The organism is Legionella qingyii (genome assembly GCF_003990155.1).
In the GTDB taxonomy this organism is placed as follows: domain Bacteria; phylum Pseudomonadota; class Gammaproteobacteria; order Legionellales; family Legionellaceae; genus Legionella; species Legionella qingyii.
On the sequence record NZ_RZGX01000011.1, the window covers coordinates 129,378 to 144,919 of the forward strand.

Consider the following 15,542-nt stretch of genomic DNA (forward strand, 5'->3'; position numbering starts at 1 on the left):
GTACTAATAATGCATACAACAGTGACATAAAAGTAATCCTCTAATTTACTATGACTTTTATTCTATTTTATTAATAACAAACACCTGATTTAATTTATCTCGATTCGCAGTCATAAAACGTTGGCCTAAGCCCTTCACCTCAGCAAGCTCTTCCAAAGATTTAAAACCATGATGACTTTTACGATATGCAATGATGGCTTCAGCTCGCTTTCTTCCTATGCCTTTAACTGAGCCAGTAAGCGTTGATAAATCAGCCGAGTTGAGATCAATTTTATGAATTACCACAGGGGGCTTGTTTTTGACAGAAGTTTCTTTGGGAACGACTGCATGGGCAGAAAAAGTAACTACTGCGAATGACAAAACAGTAGCAATAAATTTTGCTTTCATAATTTTCTCCTAATTGTTGGACTAAGTGGCTCGTTCCAGAGCCGGAAAAAGTATCCCAAGAATTGAGCTGCCTGTCGAGAGGTTTTTTAATTTTTTTGCTTTAAGTTCAAGGAGTAACAAAAATTTTGCTTGAATGTGACTGAAAAATTTCGGATCATCCGCCCCACGGGCACCTTCTCCCCTAGGGAAGAAGGGAAAATGGGACATTATGTTTTTGCTGTGCTTTTAACGTGCTACACGCCAAGAATGCCCTCTCCCATCATGGGAGAGGGTTAGGGTGAGGGAGTTTCACTCTCCTCCATATGGAGAAAAGCAGCTGCTTAAAAATATATTAACTTACATGATAAAGTACATAAGCAACACATGCAGTTAATTTTCTCACCATATCTAAGTGCAAGAACTCATTAGGACCATGGGCATTGGACTGAGGTCCCAAAACTCCAGTAATCATGAATTGTGCATCAGGAAATTTCTTACCTAACATTCCCATAAAAGGAATAGTCCCCCCTTCTCCCAAATATGCAGCTGGTTTTCCAAAGTAAGTCATTGAGGCGACATCAGCAGCTTTTTCCAACCAGGAAGCAAGTTCAGGCGCATTCCATCCCGGCGAGCCATCACCTACAGTAAAACTCACTTTAGCACGATAAGGAGGTTCTTTAGTTAATACCTCTTGCATCACTTTTGCTGCAATTTTAGGATCTACTAAAGGTGGTAAACGCATAGATAATTTTAGTGCGGTGTGTGGACGTAAAACATTTCCAGCGTTTGCTATAGCAGGAAAACCATCAGCTCCGGTAACAGTCAATGCCGGTCTCCATGTCCGATTTAGAATCAATTGATTTCTATCCGTTGTTACCGGATCAACTCCTTCATGCAGGGGAAACCCTGTGTAAACAGAATCTCCTAAAACCTGGGCACACTGCTCTGCTTGTTTTATTCGTTCTTCAGGAATATCACAGTACAACTCGGATGGTTTCACTTCTCCTGAAGCTTCATCTTCAATACGACTAATTAGTTGCCGCGCAACTCGAAAACTGTCTGCAATAATACCACTTGCAGCCCCCGAATGAACTCCTTCTTGAATGAGTTCAACTGACAATTCACCGACCAAATTTCCTCGTAACGAAGTAGTCATCCATAATTGTTCGTAATTTCCAGCGCCGGAATCAAGGCAAATAACTAGCTTAGGTTTACCAATCCGCTCATTTAATTGTTCAATATAATAAGGTAGGTCATAACTACCACTCTCTTCACACGCTTCGATAATCAAAACACAACGAGGAATGGGTAACCCTTGATTCTGTAAAGCGCAAATTGCAGTCAATGAGGCATATGCAGCATAACCATCATCTGCTGCACCACGACCATATAAACGGCCATCTTTTAACACGGGTCGCCAGGGGTTCAAATCTTCATTCCATCCTGACATTTCCGGTTGTTTATCAAGGTGACCGTACAACAAAACAGTTTCGTCAATTACGCCAGGGACTTCGATAAAAATTAAGGGAGTACGTCCTTCGAGCCTCATAATTTCCAGCACCATTCCTTTAGGAGCGTGAGCCTTACACCAATCAGCAATATGGGATACAGCTTGATCCATGAATCCATGTTCCTGCCACTCAGGATCAAAGTGAGGTGATTTATTAGGAATTTTTATGTAATCACATAAACTAGGAATTATTTCCTCTTCCCACTGGTGACAAACGAATTCATACAGTGCTTGCGGATTGAACATGAACTTGCTCCTCAATAATAGCTACGATTTGCTCCGTAGCGGACTTAATATTTAGTGCGTTGATTTTATTATTAATATCCTTTTTATTAGTCTCCAGTTCATGTAACGTTTGCAGTAAAGTATCCATATTTAAAGACCAATCTTCAATCACTAGGCTAATTCCTAGCCTTTGAAAATAGCGTGCATTTTGGATTTGATCCCCTCGACTAACCTCAGCTGGTAAAGGAATTAAGATATGAGGCTTTCCTAAAGCTAAAATTTCATATAGAGAATTAGCACCCGCTCGTGACACAACAATTGATGCTGCGGCAAATAAATCAGCTAATTCTTCAGTAGCATATTCAAACTGTTTGTACTCTTTTCGATTAGTTAATGAGGCCTCTAATTTTCCTTTTCCGCATATATGAATAACTTGATATTCCTTGGTTAATTGGGGTAATGCCTCACGAATACTCCGATTGATAGAACTTGCTCCCAAGCTACCTCCTATAGCTAAAAGACAAGGTTTCTCTGTATTAAACCCGCATAACTCAAGCCCACGGTCGTAACTACCGGCAAACAACTGCTTACGGATTGGAGTACCAGTTACTTCTATTTTATCTTGCTTTTTAAAGTGCTTTTTTCCTGCTTCAAAAGTCAAGCAAATTTTATTAACGAAAGGAAAACTCAGACGATTAGCGAGTCCAGGACTCATATCGGATTCATGAGCAACAACAGGGATCCGGTTTAACCACGCACCTACCACAACCGGAAATGCAACAAAACCACCCTTGGAAAACACTACATCCGGTTTTAATTTATTAAGCAAGAAAAAAGACTGCACAATACCAAGTACAATCTTAAATGGATCCAATAAGTTTTTTAAACTAAAATACCGACGCAATTTACCACTGCTTATACCATAAAATGGAATTTTAAGTGGTTCGATCATCTGCTTCTCAATACCATTGGCAGAACCAATGTATGCAATTTCCCAACCTTTATGACTAAACTCATGTATTAATGCCAAGTTAGGCGCCACATGTCCTGCTGTACCTCCTCCCGTAAAAATTATCATTGGCATCATAAAATTTTCCTAATAAGTAAGCTTAAGTCTATGGCATGAATTGATTTGGTAATTGCACCAACAGAAATGAAATCAACACCTAATTGACCTATTGTAGCAATATTTTCCAGAGTAACGCCTCCGGATACTTCTAAAGTACAACGTTTTGGATGATTTATTCTAATCGCTTCTTCAAGCATTTTTGGACTAAAATTATCCAACATAATTCGATCAGGATGAGCACAAATTGCTTCACATAACTCATCCAGAGTTTCGACTTCCACCTCAACTAAAACATTTTTTTTGTTTTTTCTTGCCAAAGCAACGGCCTGAGCAACAGAGCCACAGGCTTTAATGTGATTTTCTTTAATTAAAATAGCATCATAAAGCCCCATACGGTGATTAAAACCTCCTCCACAAGTCACCGCATACTTTTGTGCTGCTCTTAATCCAGGAATTGTTTTTCGCGTATCCAGTAATCGCGTCTGGGTACCATGAAGTTTTTGTGCGTATTGATAAGTTTGTGTTGCCGTAGCGGAAAGAGTTTGTAAAAAATTTAATGCCGTGCGCTCACCAGTTAAAATGCTTCTTGCCGAGCCAGATAAAGTACACAAAGTAGATGGAGCCGCTAACCATTCTCCTTCTCTAACTTGCCATTCTAGTTTGATTTGATTATCAAGTTGATTAAATACTTCATTAACCCAAAGCTGGCCGCATACCACCATTGGCTCTCGAGAAATAATCTCTGCTTCAGCCTGAAGTTCGGCAGATAATAAAGTTGCGGTAACATCTCCATCACCTACATCTTCATGTAACGCACGTGTTACCTCGGCCTCTATCTGTAATAAAGTGTTATTCATGTGCTATTTTCCTATCTTTCTGGGCATATCGAATTTTTAATAAGAGAGGGGCAATAAATGTCGTCACCATTACCATTAAAACGATTGCAGAAAATAAATCATCAGAAATAACACCTAAAGTTCGGCCAATGGAAGCGAAAACTAACCCCACTTCGCCGCGAGGTAACATACCGATACCAATTAGTAACCGATCATTTGGGGTGCGTGCCCCATATCCACTAATTAATTTGCCAATCACCGCAGCAATAATTAAACCTGTGGCCAAAACAATTACATTCAAATGATAAAAGCTTTCCAATTTGACTTGAATGCCAATTACAATAAAAAACATCGGTGCCAGGATTGATTCTAATGGGGATAATAAGTGATAAATACTGCGATTTTCTTGTTGACTCAAAGGTACACCATCAAAATAGTCATCATGAAGAATGATTCCCGCAGTAAATGCACCGATAATTGTTGCAAGTTGAAGCACCGAAGCTAACCAGGAAAGCGTCATGATAAACAGAAAGGAAATGAATAATTTTGCTTCCCAAGGTTCAAGAAAACGAAAAAAATGAATTGCCTTGCGTAAAATAATTGGACCTAAAAATAAAGTACCTACAAAAAATAGCATAGCACTTACAATAATGCGCAACACAACCATGAGATCTACAGCCCCACTAATTACCAAGGAGCTGACTACAGCCAATATAATCAGGCCCAATACATCATCTAACATTGCCGCACCCAATATGGTTCTTGCTTCTCTGGTGCGTAATTTTTTCATTTCGGAAAGAACACGCGCAGTTATTCCTATGCTCGTTGCACTCAAGGTTGCTGCAATAAATAAATCGGATTGATAGGAACCATTAGGCATCAATAAATAAACTGTACCAAATCCCAATAACATGGGGGCAATCACACCAATCAAAGCGACAATAACGGAATCACGGCCTGTATGTTTCATTTCCTCGATCGAGCTCTCCAAACCAACCATGAATAGGAGGAAAATAACCCCATATCTTGAGAAAATATCAACAATATAAGCAATTTTAAGAAAATCGGATCCATGAGGGCCGCTTAAGGCACCTACAACTTGTTGTGCATAATTTTCATTGGGAATGACCGAACTAACCGCCTGATTTAATGGCACCCCCTGTAGTACTTCTTTAACAGCTTCAAAAATTGAAGAGCCTTCTCGTAATAAAACTGCTAATGGGAATCCGTAATAATAGAATACATTGCCAATAAGAATTCCTATGAGCAACTCACCAAGAACACTGGGCTGATTTATACGCCTTGCAGTATAACGACCGATAATTGCAAAGAAAAAAATAGTTGTGACGCCAAGTAATACAAATGCTACCGGATCAACATGATCAGCCCCAGTAGAGGCAAAAGCCATAACAGGACATGTTCCTACAATTAGAAGCCACCATTTTAAACCCCGCATTACTGTTTTATACCTCGCTAAAAGATTCTTTTGGAAATTGTCTGGAATTCGAATACCTCTTCAGCAATTTAACATAACTCATAAATGTCCACGCCAACTACATGCTCCTATCCTGCAGCTTATCCACAAAATTCTGGATTCTACAAGCTGCGGAACAGGATTTTTTTGCTCAGGCTTATTGAATAGTTACATTTACTCTATCTATGCTATTGCTTTGCCAAAAATAAACATGTTTCTAAAACAGAGTCAGGGTTAAGTGAAACGCTTTCTATTCCCTCTTTCATTAACCATTGAGCGAAATCTTGATGATCCGATGGACCTTGACCACAAATACCTATGTATTTTTTCGCCTTTTTACAAGCAGAAATTGCCATATGCAATAAGACTTTCACTGCTTCATTACGTTCATCAAATTGAGCAGCAACTAGTCCCGAATCCCTGTCTAATCCTAATGTCAGCTGAGTTAAGTCATTAGAACCTATAGAGAACCCATCAAAATACTCTAAAAATTCTTTGGCCAGCAATGCATTAGAAGGTAATTCACACATCATAATCACCCGTAGCCCATGCTTACCTCGCTCAAGCCCATGTTGCTTTAAAACTTGAATTACATTACTTGCCTCAGCAACTGTTCGTACGAACGGAATCATAACTTCTACGTTAGTTAAACCCATTTCTTCACGAACTCGTCGAACTGCTTTACATTCTAAAGCAAAGCACTCTGCAAATGATTCAGAAACATATCGTGATGCACCTCTAAAACCCAACATTGGATTTTCTTCATGCGGCTCATATAAGTTCCCGCCAACAAGATTTGCATATTCATTAGATTTAAAATCTGATAATCGTACAATTACAGGTTTGGGATAAAACGCTGCAGCAATTGTCGCAATTCCTTCTTTTAGGCGCTCAATATAATATTCGACTGGAGAATTATAGGCTGCTGTTTTTTCAGAAATAAATTGTTTTAATTCCTTATCTTTCAAATGATCAAAATCAAGTAATGCACGCGGATGGATACCAATAGTATTGGAAATTAGAAACTCCAGACGAGCCAAACCTACCCCTGAGTTAGGAATGGATTGAAACGTAAACGCTCTTTCAGGATTTCCAACATTCAACATGACTTTCATTGGTAATTCAGGCATGGTTTCTACATCAAGACGTACCTGCTCGTAGGGCAATAAACCAGCATAGACATAGCCGTTGTCCCCTTCAGCACAACTGACGGTCACTTCATCACCATCACGTATGGTTTTCGTGGCATCTCCACATCCAACTACAGCAGGAATACCTAATTCACGTGCAATAATAGCCGCATGGCATGTTCTGCCCCCACGATTAGTCACAATAGCGGCAGCACGTTTCATTACAGGTTCCCAATCAGGATCCGTCATATCGGAAATCAACACATCACCAGGTTGCACACGATCCATTTCACTTACATCTTTAATAATTCTTGCCTTACCCTGACCTATACGTTGCCCGATACTACGCCCTTCAGCTAACACTGTACCCTTTTGTTGTAAGGTATAGCGTTCCAATATTTGTTTATTATCCCGGCTTTTTACGGTTTCAGGCCGAGCTTGCAAAATATATAATTGACCATTTACACCATCTTTTGCCCATTCTATGTCCATTGGTCGGCCATAATGTTTCTCAATAATCATGGCTTGGCGGGCTAAGCTTTCTACCTCACTTGAAGTTAAAGAAAATAGTAATCGCTCCTTTGCATCAACCTCTACGGTTTTGACTCGCTGTTGCTTGCTGGGATCATCACAGTAAACCATTTTCAAGGCTTTACTACCGAGATTTCTACGAATAACAGCCGGTCTACCCGCTTGAATCCCGGGTTTATGTACATAAAATTCGTCTGGATTGACAGCTCCTTGAACAACCATCTCCCCCAAACCATAAGATGAAGTAATAAATACTACTTGATCAAAACCTGACTCAGTATCCATGGTAAACATCACCCCACTTACCGCCATATCGCTACGCACCATCTGTTGGATACCTGCAGATAAGGCCACTTCATGATGAGCAAACTGATGATGTGTTCGATAGGTGATTGCTCTATCATTGAATAGTGATGCAAACACATGTTTGATTGAGAGCAAAACTTCATCAATTCCTTTGACGTTTAAAAAGGTTTCTTGCTGACCTGCAAATGATGCATCAGGTAAGTCCTCTGCTGTCGCTGATGAACGAACAGCTACACTGAAATTTTCATGGCCTATAGTTTGCGATAGTTTTTCGTATGCAGCTCGCACGGCACGTTCAAACTCAGGAGTAAATGGCGTATTAACGATCATTTCCCTGATTTCTTTTCCAACAACAGCTAATTGCTGTACATTATCTGGATCCAAGGTAGCCAGTTTTGCATAGATTTTTTTATCTAAATTATCTTGAGACAGAAACTCCTTGAATGAATCTGCAGTGGTTGCAAATCCACCGGGAACAGATACTCCTGCTGAGGATAAATGACTGATCATCTCTCCAAGAGAAGCATTTTTTCCGCCAACCTGTTCCAGGTCGTGCATGCCAAGGTGTGCTAAATCGATAATATGTGTTTTGACCGTCATAACTACCCCAAGTCCATAAAATGATAATCATTTTACTTAAAATGTGCGGTTATGGGAATTAGAAACTTTATTTGTCAGAAAACATTAGTACCCATAGCTCAGAATAAATGGGTTGTATTATCTAATCCTGAGCATGAGTACTGGATGTTCGAGTGAGATTATGCATTACATGCAATTAAAGCTTGAGAAAATTCTTTGTGAAAATTTGCGTCGCCCAAAAGTTTAATAATACCACCTTTACGCAGTTTTTCTTCTACACGAGGATTAGCACCACTTAAAATTACTCTCACATTACGTTCCTGCAAATCTTCAATAATTTCTTCCAGGGTTTGTAAACCAGTAACATCCATAAATGGTACCCAGCGCATTCTAATGATTAATGTTTTGGGATCAGTATGAGTTACTGCTAAAGCATGTTGGAATGATTCTGCTGCACCAAAGAAAAAAGGTCCTTCTACAGCATAGACCAACACTCCATCGGGTAAGGTTTCTATATTTTGCCGAGCCAATTCATGAGCTAACTCTTCCGAGGTCATTTGCTGTACTTCAACACTAGTAGCCATACCCCGTATAAAATTTAATATAGCAATGATTACACCTATATTTACAGCGACTACCAAATCAACAAATACTGTAAGAAAAAAGGTTACCAACAAAATCACCACATCCGCTTTTGGAGCACACTGTATTAATTTAATAAAATGTTTTACTTCACTCATATTCCAGGCTACAACAAACAAAACTGCAGCCAATACAGTAAGCGGTATATTCACTGCCAAAGGCGCCAGAAAAAGAATAATTAAAACTAAAGTGAGTGCATGAATTATACCTGCCAAAGGGCTATTGCCCCCATTACGAATATTTGTCGCTGTACGAGCAATAGCGCCAGTTGCAGCAAACCCGCCAAACAATGGTGCAAAGATGTTTGCTATTCCCTGCCCCACCAACTCCCGATTTGAATTATGTTTTGTCCCTGCCATACCATCAGCAACAACAGCCGATAAAAGCGACTCTATAGCACCAAGCATCGCGATAGTAAAAGCAGGGCCGATTAACTCAATCATTCTATTGATTGTCAGACTGGGTAATTTAAATTCTGGTAGGCCTTGAGGTATTCCACCAAATAGAGAGCCTATAGTCGCAACTCCAGAAAAATGATAAACCGATTGTAATCCTGTCACGATCAATAGAGCCACAAGTGGGCCTGGAACACGTTTTAACCCGGGAATCCTGTTTGAAAAAATAACTAAAAACAGTGAGAAAAAGCCTAAAATTGTTGTAGTTATATTGAGATGAGGGAGAGACTGTAATAAATACCACAATTTTTCATGAAAATGACCACTTCCTCCTGACGGAAGACCAAAAAAGTAGTTCCATTGCCCTACCCAAATCACTACACCAATTCCTGCAGTAAAACCAATAATCACAGGAGCAGGTATAAACTTAATAATGCCTCCTAAACGAGCAAGGCCAAAAAATAGCAACATGAATCCGGCGAGTATGGTTGAAATTTGTAAACCAGAAACTCCATATTTTGCTGTGATACCTGAAAGCACAACAATAAAAGCACCAGTAGGACCAGCGATTTGTAAACGACTGCCCCCCATAATTGACACAATTAAACCAGCAATAATCGCTGTATAAATACCCTGTTCTGGTCGGACACCTGAAGCAATAGCAAATGCCATAGCCAAAGGTAAAGCGACAACCCCTACGATAATTCCGGAAATAATATTTTGTACCCAATACTTCTTCTGAAACAGGCCTGCTTGATATGATTCAATGATTGTTTTCATAAAATGCTGCGATTCATTTTTAAAAATGAAGTCATTATACACAACCATATTAAAAAAATATCAATTTTCTGATAAAATTCCTTACTTCAATTCACATCTGCTCGCGCATCTAATATTATATGTGCTTTATCATTAGGGCTAGCTACTTATGACTCTTACTGCTTTAAATGCGATCTCCCCAATCGACGGGCGTTATATTAATAAAACACGGGCTTTGAGTCCTTATTTTAGTGAGTTCGCCTTAATTTATTATCGCCTGACTGTAGAAATTCGCTGGCTTGAATCTTTAGCAGCTAATAATGCGATTACTGAGGTTCCCCCATTGGATCAGAAGGCCAAAGATTTCCTCAATAATCTTATTGCTAATTTTGATGAGAATGAGGCTCTTAAAATTAAAGAATTTGAGAAGCAAACAAATCATGATGTTAAAGCGATAGAATATTATCTAAAAGACAAATTCCAGCAACTTGCCAATTTGAAAGCAATTACACCATTTATTCATTTTGCTTGCACATCAGAAGACATCAATAATTTAGCTTATGCATTAATGGTTAAGCAGGCAATCGCCCAAGTCATTCAACCTACGCTTGCTGAAATCATGGGTGGCATTACCCTACTTGGTAAGCAGCATGCTGATGTCCCTATGTTATCCAGAACACATGGTCAACCAGCAACCCCCACAACCATGGGGAAAGAGTTAGTCAATTTCGTTGCCCGTCTCAAAAGACCACAACAACAATTATGTGAAGTCTTGATTCCTGGTAAATTCAATGGTGCTGTTGGCAATTATAATGCGCATATTGTTGCTTATCCTGAAGTAGATTGGCGCAAACACTGCGCGAACTTTGTTACATCTTTGGGGTTATCCTTTAATGCCTATACGACCCAAATCGAACCACATGATGGTTTGGCAGAAGTATCACAAATTATGGTGCGTATTAACAACATATTGCTCGATTACACACAGGACATTTGGAGTTATATTTCCCTTGGCTACTTTAAACAAAAAACCGTAGCAGAAGAAGTTGGTTCATCCACTATGCCTCATAAAGTCAATCCCATTGATTTTGAAAATGCAGAAGGAAATCTGGGGATGGCCAATGCCCTGTTTATTCATTTTGCTAATAAGCTCACTCAATCGCGACTACAACGGGATTTATCGGACTCTACCGTATTGCGGAATATAGGTATGGCCTTTTCTTATAGCCTCATTGCCTATCTATCTTTAGCCAAAGGTAATGACAAATTACAAATCAATAAGCGTGCATTACAGGAAGATTTAAAAGCAAATTGGGAAGTGTTGGCTGAAGCGGTGCAAACCATGATGCGTCGCTATAATGTGCCAAATGCCTATGAACAGCTAAAATCGTTAACCCGTGGTCATGGAATTGATGAACAAAGTCTCAAGCAATTTATTCAAGAGTTATCGATACCTGAAGAAGCCAAAGAGCAATTAATCAAACTTACACCAGAGAACTATACGGGTCTGGCAACCCAGTTAGTAAAGGCATTTTTATGAGTAGCACACCCTCACAACAAGGGCAAACCTTTGAATTTGATGTTCTTGTTATGGGCACAGGGCTGGCAGGACTGCAATATTGCTTACAGCTTATCAGCCTGCAACCCCGAATAAAAATTGCTTTAATCAGCAAGGCCGAAGCGATTGAGTGCAATAGTCGTTATGCTCAAGGTGGAATTGCCGCTGTTTTTTCAGCAGAAGACTCCCTAGAAGCACATATTTCTGATACTTTGATTGCCGGCGACGGGTTGTGCTATTTGCCCGCCGTCGAATTCATTATCCGACAAGGCCCAGACATGATAAAACAACTGGGCCAGTATAATGTTCACTTTAAGCAAGATAGCAAAGGAAACTTTCATCTTGCAAAAGAAGGGGGACATTCGCATCGACGTATTTTTAACTGTGGCGATCAAACTGGTTTATCAATCACCCAAACAATGAATCAACTCGCGCAACAACAGCCTCAGATTCATTTTTTTGAGCATCATGTCGCGGTAAACCTAATTACCTACTACCATCCACATCGTACCGATATTCAAGGAGAGATTTTAGGAGCTTATGTTCTGGATTGTGCAGCAAATAAAATTCATACCTTTCTAGCAAACTGCGTGGTGTTAGCAACAGGTGGCGCAGGTAAAACCTACAGATATACCACCAATCCCATGGTTGCTACTGGAGATGGTGTTGCTATGGCATATCGGGCTGGAGCTCGTGTTGGTAACATGGAATTCTACCAATTCCACCCTACTCTACTGCATCACCACTCTTTAAATAACTTTCTTATCTCTGAAGCGGTGCGTGGTGAAGGCGCTTTACTTAAAAACGCGGAAACAGGCGAACGGTTCATGAAACACTATGCCCCAGAGCAAATGGAATTGGCAACACGTGATGTCGTTGCGCGGGCGATTTTTAGTGAAATTGAACGTAGTCAAATGGGATATGTTTATCTTGATATTACGCATCAATCCAAAGAATTCCTAAACAAACGTTTTCCACAAATTTATGCGACTCTATTATCCATTGGTATTGATATGAGTCAGGATATGATTCCTGTAGTGCCAGCAGCACATTACCAGTGTGGAGGAATACTTACCGACATTGATGGCCGCACCGATTTAAAACGACTCTACGCGATAGGAGAAGTAGCTTTTACCGGTTTACATGGCGCCAATCGCCTCGCAAGCAATTCATTACTCGAAGCATTGGTCATGGGTTCCAATGCAGCTCGATGTACTTTAAAAGATATTTCTGCTCCATGGAAATACTCCGAACATATTCCTAATTGGAGTGCACCCAGTGAAGTCAATGCCAGGCGTGCCAGCCAAATCAATGCACAGTGGCGTGGTTTAAGAGGAGAAATGACATCTTATGCGGGCATAGTGCGAACTGAGGCCGGCCTTGAAGATCTACTACAATTAATAATGAAACGTAAAAAAATAATTGAAGAGTATTATTGGAAGCATTGCATCACTCGAGATTTTATTGAGCTAAGAAATATTATTCTCAATGCTGAATTAATTGTAAGAGCAGCTCTGGCAAGGCGTGAATCACGTGGCGGTCACTTCCGTGAAGATTACCCGAATAAAAATGCCGAGGCACAAGAAAGTATTGCTAAGCTTGGCCTGATGGATACTTCACCTGAATAACAAGATTAAGGTAGCCTGGGTGCGGTGCAAGGAATCCTGGGATTCTGGACATGAATGAGCTTTGGGTTATGCTTCGCTGTCTCCAGGCTACACTATACTTGAGCGATACATTAAAATGATTTGAGGCACAATAGATGTTTAAGAACTCCACGCTTTACACACCTGAAACTACATTAATGCAAATCAGAAATGATATGAGCATTTGCCAGACTGATTACCCAATTGACTGGTATCAAGAAGAATTTATTCCCTATGCCCAAGAATATCAGGCACTTCCAGATCGTAAACTCACGACCGTCTTGAAGTGGATGACCCCTTATCTTAAAAAAGCTCAAGATCATTTTGGTGAGCGATTATTGCTTTTAGCTCACTATTACATGGGTGGAGATATTGTCCGCTTGGTTGAACAATTCGGAGGACTTATTGGTGACTCCTATCAATTAGCATTGATGGCAGCCGAACATCCTGAAAAATCGGTTATTATCGAGTCTGCCGTGCATTTCATGGCTGAATCAATTAGTATTTTGGCGAATAAAAACCAACAGGTTTATATAACCAATCCCAAATCCGGTTGCACTATGGAAATGCTTGCCAAGGATTTCATGGTTGAACCTGCTTTTCTTGATTTGAATGAAAGGTATGGTGCCGAGAATATTTTACCGGTTTGCTATATGAATACATCGGGTCGAGTCAAAGCGTTAACTGGTGCTCAAGGCGGAGCCGTTTGCACAAGTTCCAATGTTAAAAAAATATTTCAATGGGCACTAAAACAAAATAAAAAGATCCTCTTTATTCCTGATCAACATATGGGTGAAAACGTCGCTTATTGGTTAGGGATAAAAAATCTAGCCTATTGGCCGGGTGGAACCGCAGGGGCTCAATATTCACTTACAACCCAAGATTCAAAAACTCTAAAACAGTTTGATGAGGCTCAATTAATATTATTCGCGAGTCAATGCGCCGTACATACACATTATCTACCTGAAATGTGTGATTATTGGCATAATCAAGGGTACACTACGATCGTTCATCCAGAATGCCGAAACTCAGTAATTAAAGTAGCACAACACTCAGGATCTACCGCGTTTATCTGGGATTATGTCATTCATGATCGTGCCAAAACCAAACGTTATGCCATTGGTACTGAAAATCACATGGTAGAAAATCTAAAACAACACTGTAAAAGTTTAAATATAGAGGTAGTCAATCTAGCAGAAGCCCCTAAAAATGAAAATGAAAAAGGAATAGGCTGTGGTTGTGCTACTATGTCACGTAATGATCCCCCTCATCTAGTTGCGCTTGTCGATTTGCTAAGACAAGGAAAAACAATGGCTTATAATGAAGTTAAAGCAGGTGATGTAGTCAATGAATTTACTGGAAGTAGAAACAGATTACCCGAAAATGATCAGCAATGGGTTATCGATAACGCTAAAAAATCCCTGCAAATGATGATTGATATCACTGAAAGTCGCATTTAAGCGTCTAATAAAAATTCCTGGGTGCAACGAAGCGACACCCAGGTTTTATCTGAAAATTTTCTTTGCTCCTCTTCGCTACACCAAGGCTTATCCACAAATTGTCAGGTTCTATAGGCTTAATGGCAAGAACAAGCAGTAGATTGTGTACCGTCCTTACATTTTAAATGGCCAGTAGATGTATCACATTGAGCTACCCCTCCATGCTGTGAACAGCACCCTTTAGTACTTGTAGTAGTTGTGGTGGTTTTAGTTGTACTTTTTGTTTTCTTACAAGTACATGCTGGAGAGGCTGTACCATCCTTACACATCTGGACCCCAGTAGTACTATTACAAGAAGCAACCCCTCCATGGCTTGAACAGCAAGCTGCATATGCCCCAACTAGTGGACTGCTCAATAAAAAAAGAACAGCAATAAATCGATTTACCCATATTGAAGCTAAATTAGCATTTTTCATTTGAAACTCCATTTCAGTAAATGACATTAAATAATATAGACCATATTGGTTAAAATCATGGAATTTAGTGGCGCCAAGTTACTAATTCAGCACAAAATTGACACGAGCCCAATCCTTGTGTGCAGACGAAACCACCTAGAATTAATGAGGTTGTTTGTGGATCCGGACAGCTCTTGGCATGAGTAATAGCTGCAAATTGTACAAGAAAAAAACTAAAAATGATAAAATGATATTTTTTCATAAAATCCTCTTAAATTATTAGCTATTTTTTCAATAATAATATGCTAAAACCCATTGTGAGAATTTATTTCTTTGTTATAATGGCCGCACAAATGCCTGGGTGGCGGAATTGGTAGACGCGCCGGATTCAAAATCCGGTGGTGGTGACACCGTGTGGGTTCGAGTCCCACCCTAGGTACCATAAATAATCCTTGAATATTCTCAACTGATTTCAAAAGCGTTCATCTACACTAAAACAAATGGCTCTTCCCCAAATCAGGGGGCACTAATCAAGAACACAAAACTTTAACCCTTAACCTATAATTTTCAAAATTTCTAAATCCATAAGCACGTCTTTGAATCAGCTTCATCTTCCTATGAA

The 15,542-nt window shown here is 39.7% G+C and carries 13 protein-coding genes and 1 tRNA gene; 4 read left to right on the forward strand and 10 right to left on the reverse strand.

What is annotated here, in order from left to right:
* Window positions 1-57 precede the first annotated feature (57 nt).
* The 7 genes from ELY20_RS09760 to ELY20_RS09790 form a co-directional block, all read right to left on the reverse strand.
* Window positions 58-387, reverse strand: a complete 330-nt coding sequence (locus tag ELY20_RS09760) for a ComEA family DNA-binding protein (protein ID WP_110143491.1) — start codon at window positions 385-387, stop codon at window positions 58-60.
* 331 nt (window positions 388-718) lie between these two features.
* Window positions 719-2,122, reverse strand: coding sequence for a M20 family metallopeptidase (locus ELY20_RS09765; RefSeq protein ID WP_110143493.1), 1,404 nt, complete (start codon window positions 2,120-2,122; stop codon window positions 719-721).
* Window positions 2,097-3,188: an undecaprenyldiphospho-muramoylpentapeptide beta-N-acetylglucosaminyltransferase gene (locus ELY20_RS09770; protein WP_110143494.1), complete on the reverse strand. Its 1,092-nt coding sequence runs from the start codon at window positions 3,186-3,188 to the stop codon at window positions 2,097-2,099. Before ELY20_RS09770 ends, ELY20_RS09765 begins: the two co-directional genes overlap by 26 nt.
* Complete coding sequence (gene nadC / locus ELY20_RS09775) at window positions 3,185-4,027, reverse strand: carboxylating nicotinate-nucleotide diphosphorylase (protein WP_110143495.1); 843 nt, start codon at window positions 4,025-4,027, stop codon at window positions 3,185-3,187. The genes ELY20_RS09770 and nadC overlap by 4 nt, the downstream gene beginning before the upstream one ends.
* Window positions 4,020-5,462 (reverse strand): cation:proton antiporter, encoded by a 1,443-nt coding sequence (locus ELY20_RS09780; RefSeq protein WP_110143496.1) that lies wholly within the window; start codon window positions 5,460-5,462, stop codon window positions 4,020-4,022. Before ELY20_RS09780 ends, nadC begins: the two co-directional genes overlap by 8 nt.
* Before the next feature lie 206 nt (window positions 5,463-5,668).
* A complete protein-coding gene (gene ppsA / locus ELY20_RS09785) occupies window positions 5,669-8,047 on the reverse strand; it encodes a phosphoenolpyruvate synthase (protein ID WP_110143497.1) in 2,379 nt (792 codons plus the stop codon).
* A gap of 158 nt (window positions 8,048-8,205) precedes the next feature.
* Window positions 8,206-9,843 carry a SulP family inorganic anion transporter gene (locus ELY20_RS09790; RefSeq protein WP_110143510.1) on the reverse strand — a complete coding sequence of 546 codons (1,638 nt, stop codon included), beginning with the start codon at window positions 9,841-9,843 and terminating at the stop codon, window positions 8,206-8,208.
* A gap of 148 nt (window positions 9,844-9,991) precedes the next feature.
* Here ELY20_RS09790 and purB point away from each other — a divergent pair, with 148 nt between their 5' ends.
* The 3 genes from purB (at window position 9,992) to nadA (ending at window position 14,486) form a co-directional block, all read left to right on the forward strand.
* Window positions 9,992-11,362 carry an adenylosuccinate lyase gene (gene purB / locus ELY20_RS09795; RefSeq protein ID WP_110143498.1) on the forward strand — a complete coding sequence of 457 codons (1,371 nt, stop codon included), beginning with the start codon at window positions 9,992-9,994 and terminating at the stop codon, window positions 11,360-11,362.
* A complete protein-coding gene (gene nadB / locus ELY20_RS09800; protein ID WP_110143499.1) occupies window positions 11,359-13,008 on the forward strand; it encodes an L-aspartate oxidase in 1,650 nt (549 codons plus the stop codon). The genes purB and nadB overlap by 4 nt, the downstream gene beginning before the upstream one ends.
* 134 nt (window positions 13,009-13,142) lie before the next feature.
* The gene (gene nadA, locus ELY20_RS09805) at window positions 13,143-14,486 is read left to right on the forward strand and encodes a quinolinate synthase NadA (protein ID WP_110143500.1); all 1,344 of its coding nucleotides are present in this window, start codon (window positions 13,143-13,145) and stop codon (window positions 14,484-14,486) included.
* 116 nt (window positions 14,487-14,602) lie between these two features.
* Here nadA and ELY20_RS09810 read toward each other — a convergent pair whose 3' ends face one another.
* Window positions 14,603-14,941: a hypothetical protein gene (locus ELY20_RS09810; RefSeq protein ID WP_126955398.1), complete on the reverse strand. Its 339-nt coding sequence runs from the start codon at window positions 14,939-14,941 to the stop codon at window positions 14,603-14,605.
* A 64-nt stretch (window positions 14,942-15,005) separates the two neighbouring features.
* The gene (locus ELY20_RS16910) at window positions 15,006-15,182 is read right to left on the reverse strand and encodes a hypothetical protein (RefSeq protein WP_165831629.1); all 177 of its coding nucleotides are present in this window, start codon (window positions 15,180-15,182) and stop codon (window positions 15,006-15,008) included.
* 93 nt (window positions 15,183-15,275) lie between these two features.
* Here ELY20_RS16910 and ELY20_RS09815 point away from each other — a divergent pair.
* Window positions 15,276-15,362: transfer RNA gene (locus ELY20_RS09815), tRNA-Leu, on the forward strand.
* Window positions 15,363-15,450: 88 nt separating this feature from the next.
* Here ELY20_RS09815 and ELY20_RS09820 read toward each other — a convergent pair.
* The coding region (locus ELY20_RS09820) for a transposase (RefSeq protein ID WP_131775223.1) at window positions 15,451-15,542 on the reverse strand (92 nt) is incomplete at its 5' end.

What these genes read in the sequence shown, in the direction of transcription:
- ELY20_RS09760 (WP_110143491.1), bottom strand. Translation starts at nt 387, where the DNA reads ATGAAAGCAAAATTTATTGCTACTGTTTTGTCATTCGCAGTAGTTACT.
- ELY20_RS09765 (WP_110143493.1), bottom strand. Translation starts at nt 2,122, where the DNA reads ATGTTCAATCCGCAAGCACTGTATGAATTCGTTTGTCACCAGTGGGAA.
- ELY20_RS09770 (WP_110143494.1), bottom strand. Translation starts at nt 3,188, where the DNA reads ATGATGCCAATGATAATTTTTACGGGAGGAGGTACAGCAGGACATGTG.
- nadC (WP_110143495.1), bottom strand. Translation starts at nt 4,027, where the DNA reads ATGAATAACACTTTATTACAGATAGAGGCCGAGGTAACACGTGCGTTA.
- ELY20_RS09780 (WP_110143496.1), bottom strand. Translation starts at nt 5,462, where the DNA reads ATGCGGGGTTTAAAATGGTGGCTTCTAATTGTAGGAACATGTCCTGTT.
- ppsA (WP_110143497.1), bottom strand. Translation starts at nt 8,047, where the DNA reads ATGACGGTCAAAACACATATTATCGATTTAGCACACCTTGGCATGCAC.
- ELY20_RS09790 (WP_110143510.1), bottom strand. Translation starts at nt 9,843, where the DNA reads ATGAAAACAATCATTGAATCATATCAAGCAGGCCTGTTTCAGAAGAAG.
- purB (WP_110143498.1), top strand. Translation starts at nt 9,992, where the DNA reads ATGACTCTTACTGCTTTAAATGCGATCTCCCCAATCGACGGGCGTTAT.
- nadB (WP_110143499.1), top strand. Translation starts at nt 11,359, where the DNA reads ATGAGTAGCACACCCTCACAACAAGGGCAAACCTTTGAATTTGATGTT.
- nadA (WP_110143500.1), top strand. Translation starts at nt 13,143, where the DNA reads ATGTTTAAGAACTCCACGCTTTACACACCTGAAACTACATTAATGCAA.
- ELY20_RS09810 (WP_126955398.1), bottom strand. Translation starts at nt 14,941, where the DNA reads ATGAAAAATGCTAATTTAGCTTCAATATGGGTAAATCGATTTATTGCT.
- ELY20_RS16910 (WP_165831629.1), bottom strand. Translation starts at nt 15,182, where the DNA reads ATGAAAAAATATCATTTTATCATTTTTAGTTTTTTTCTTGTACAATTT.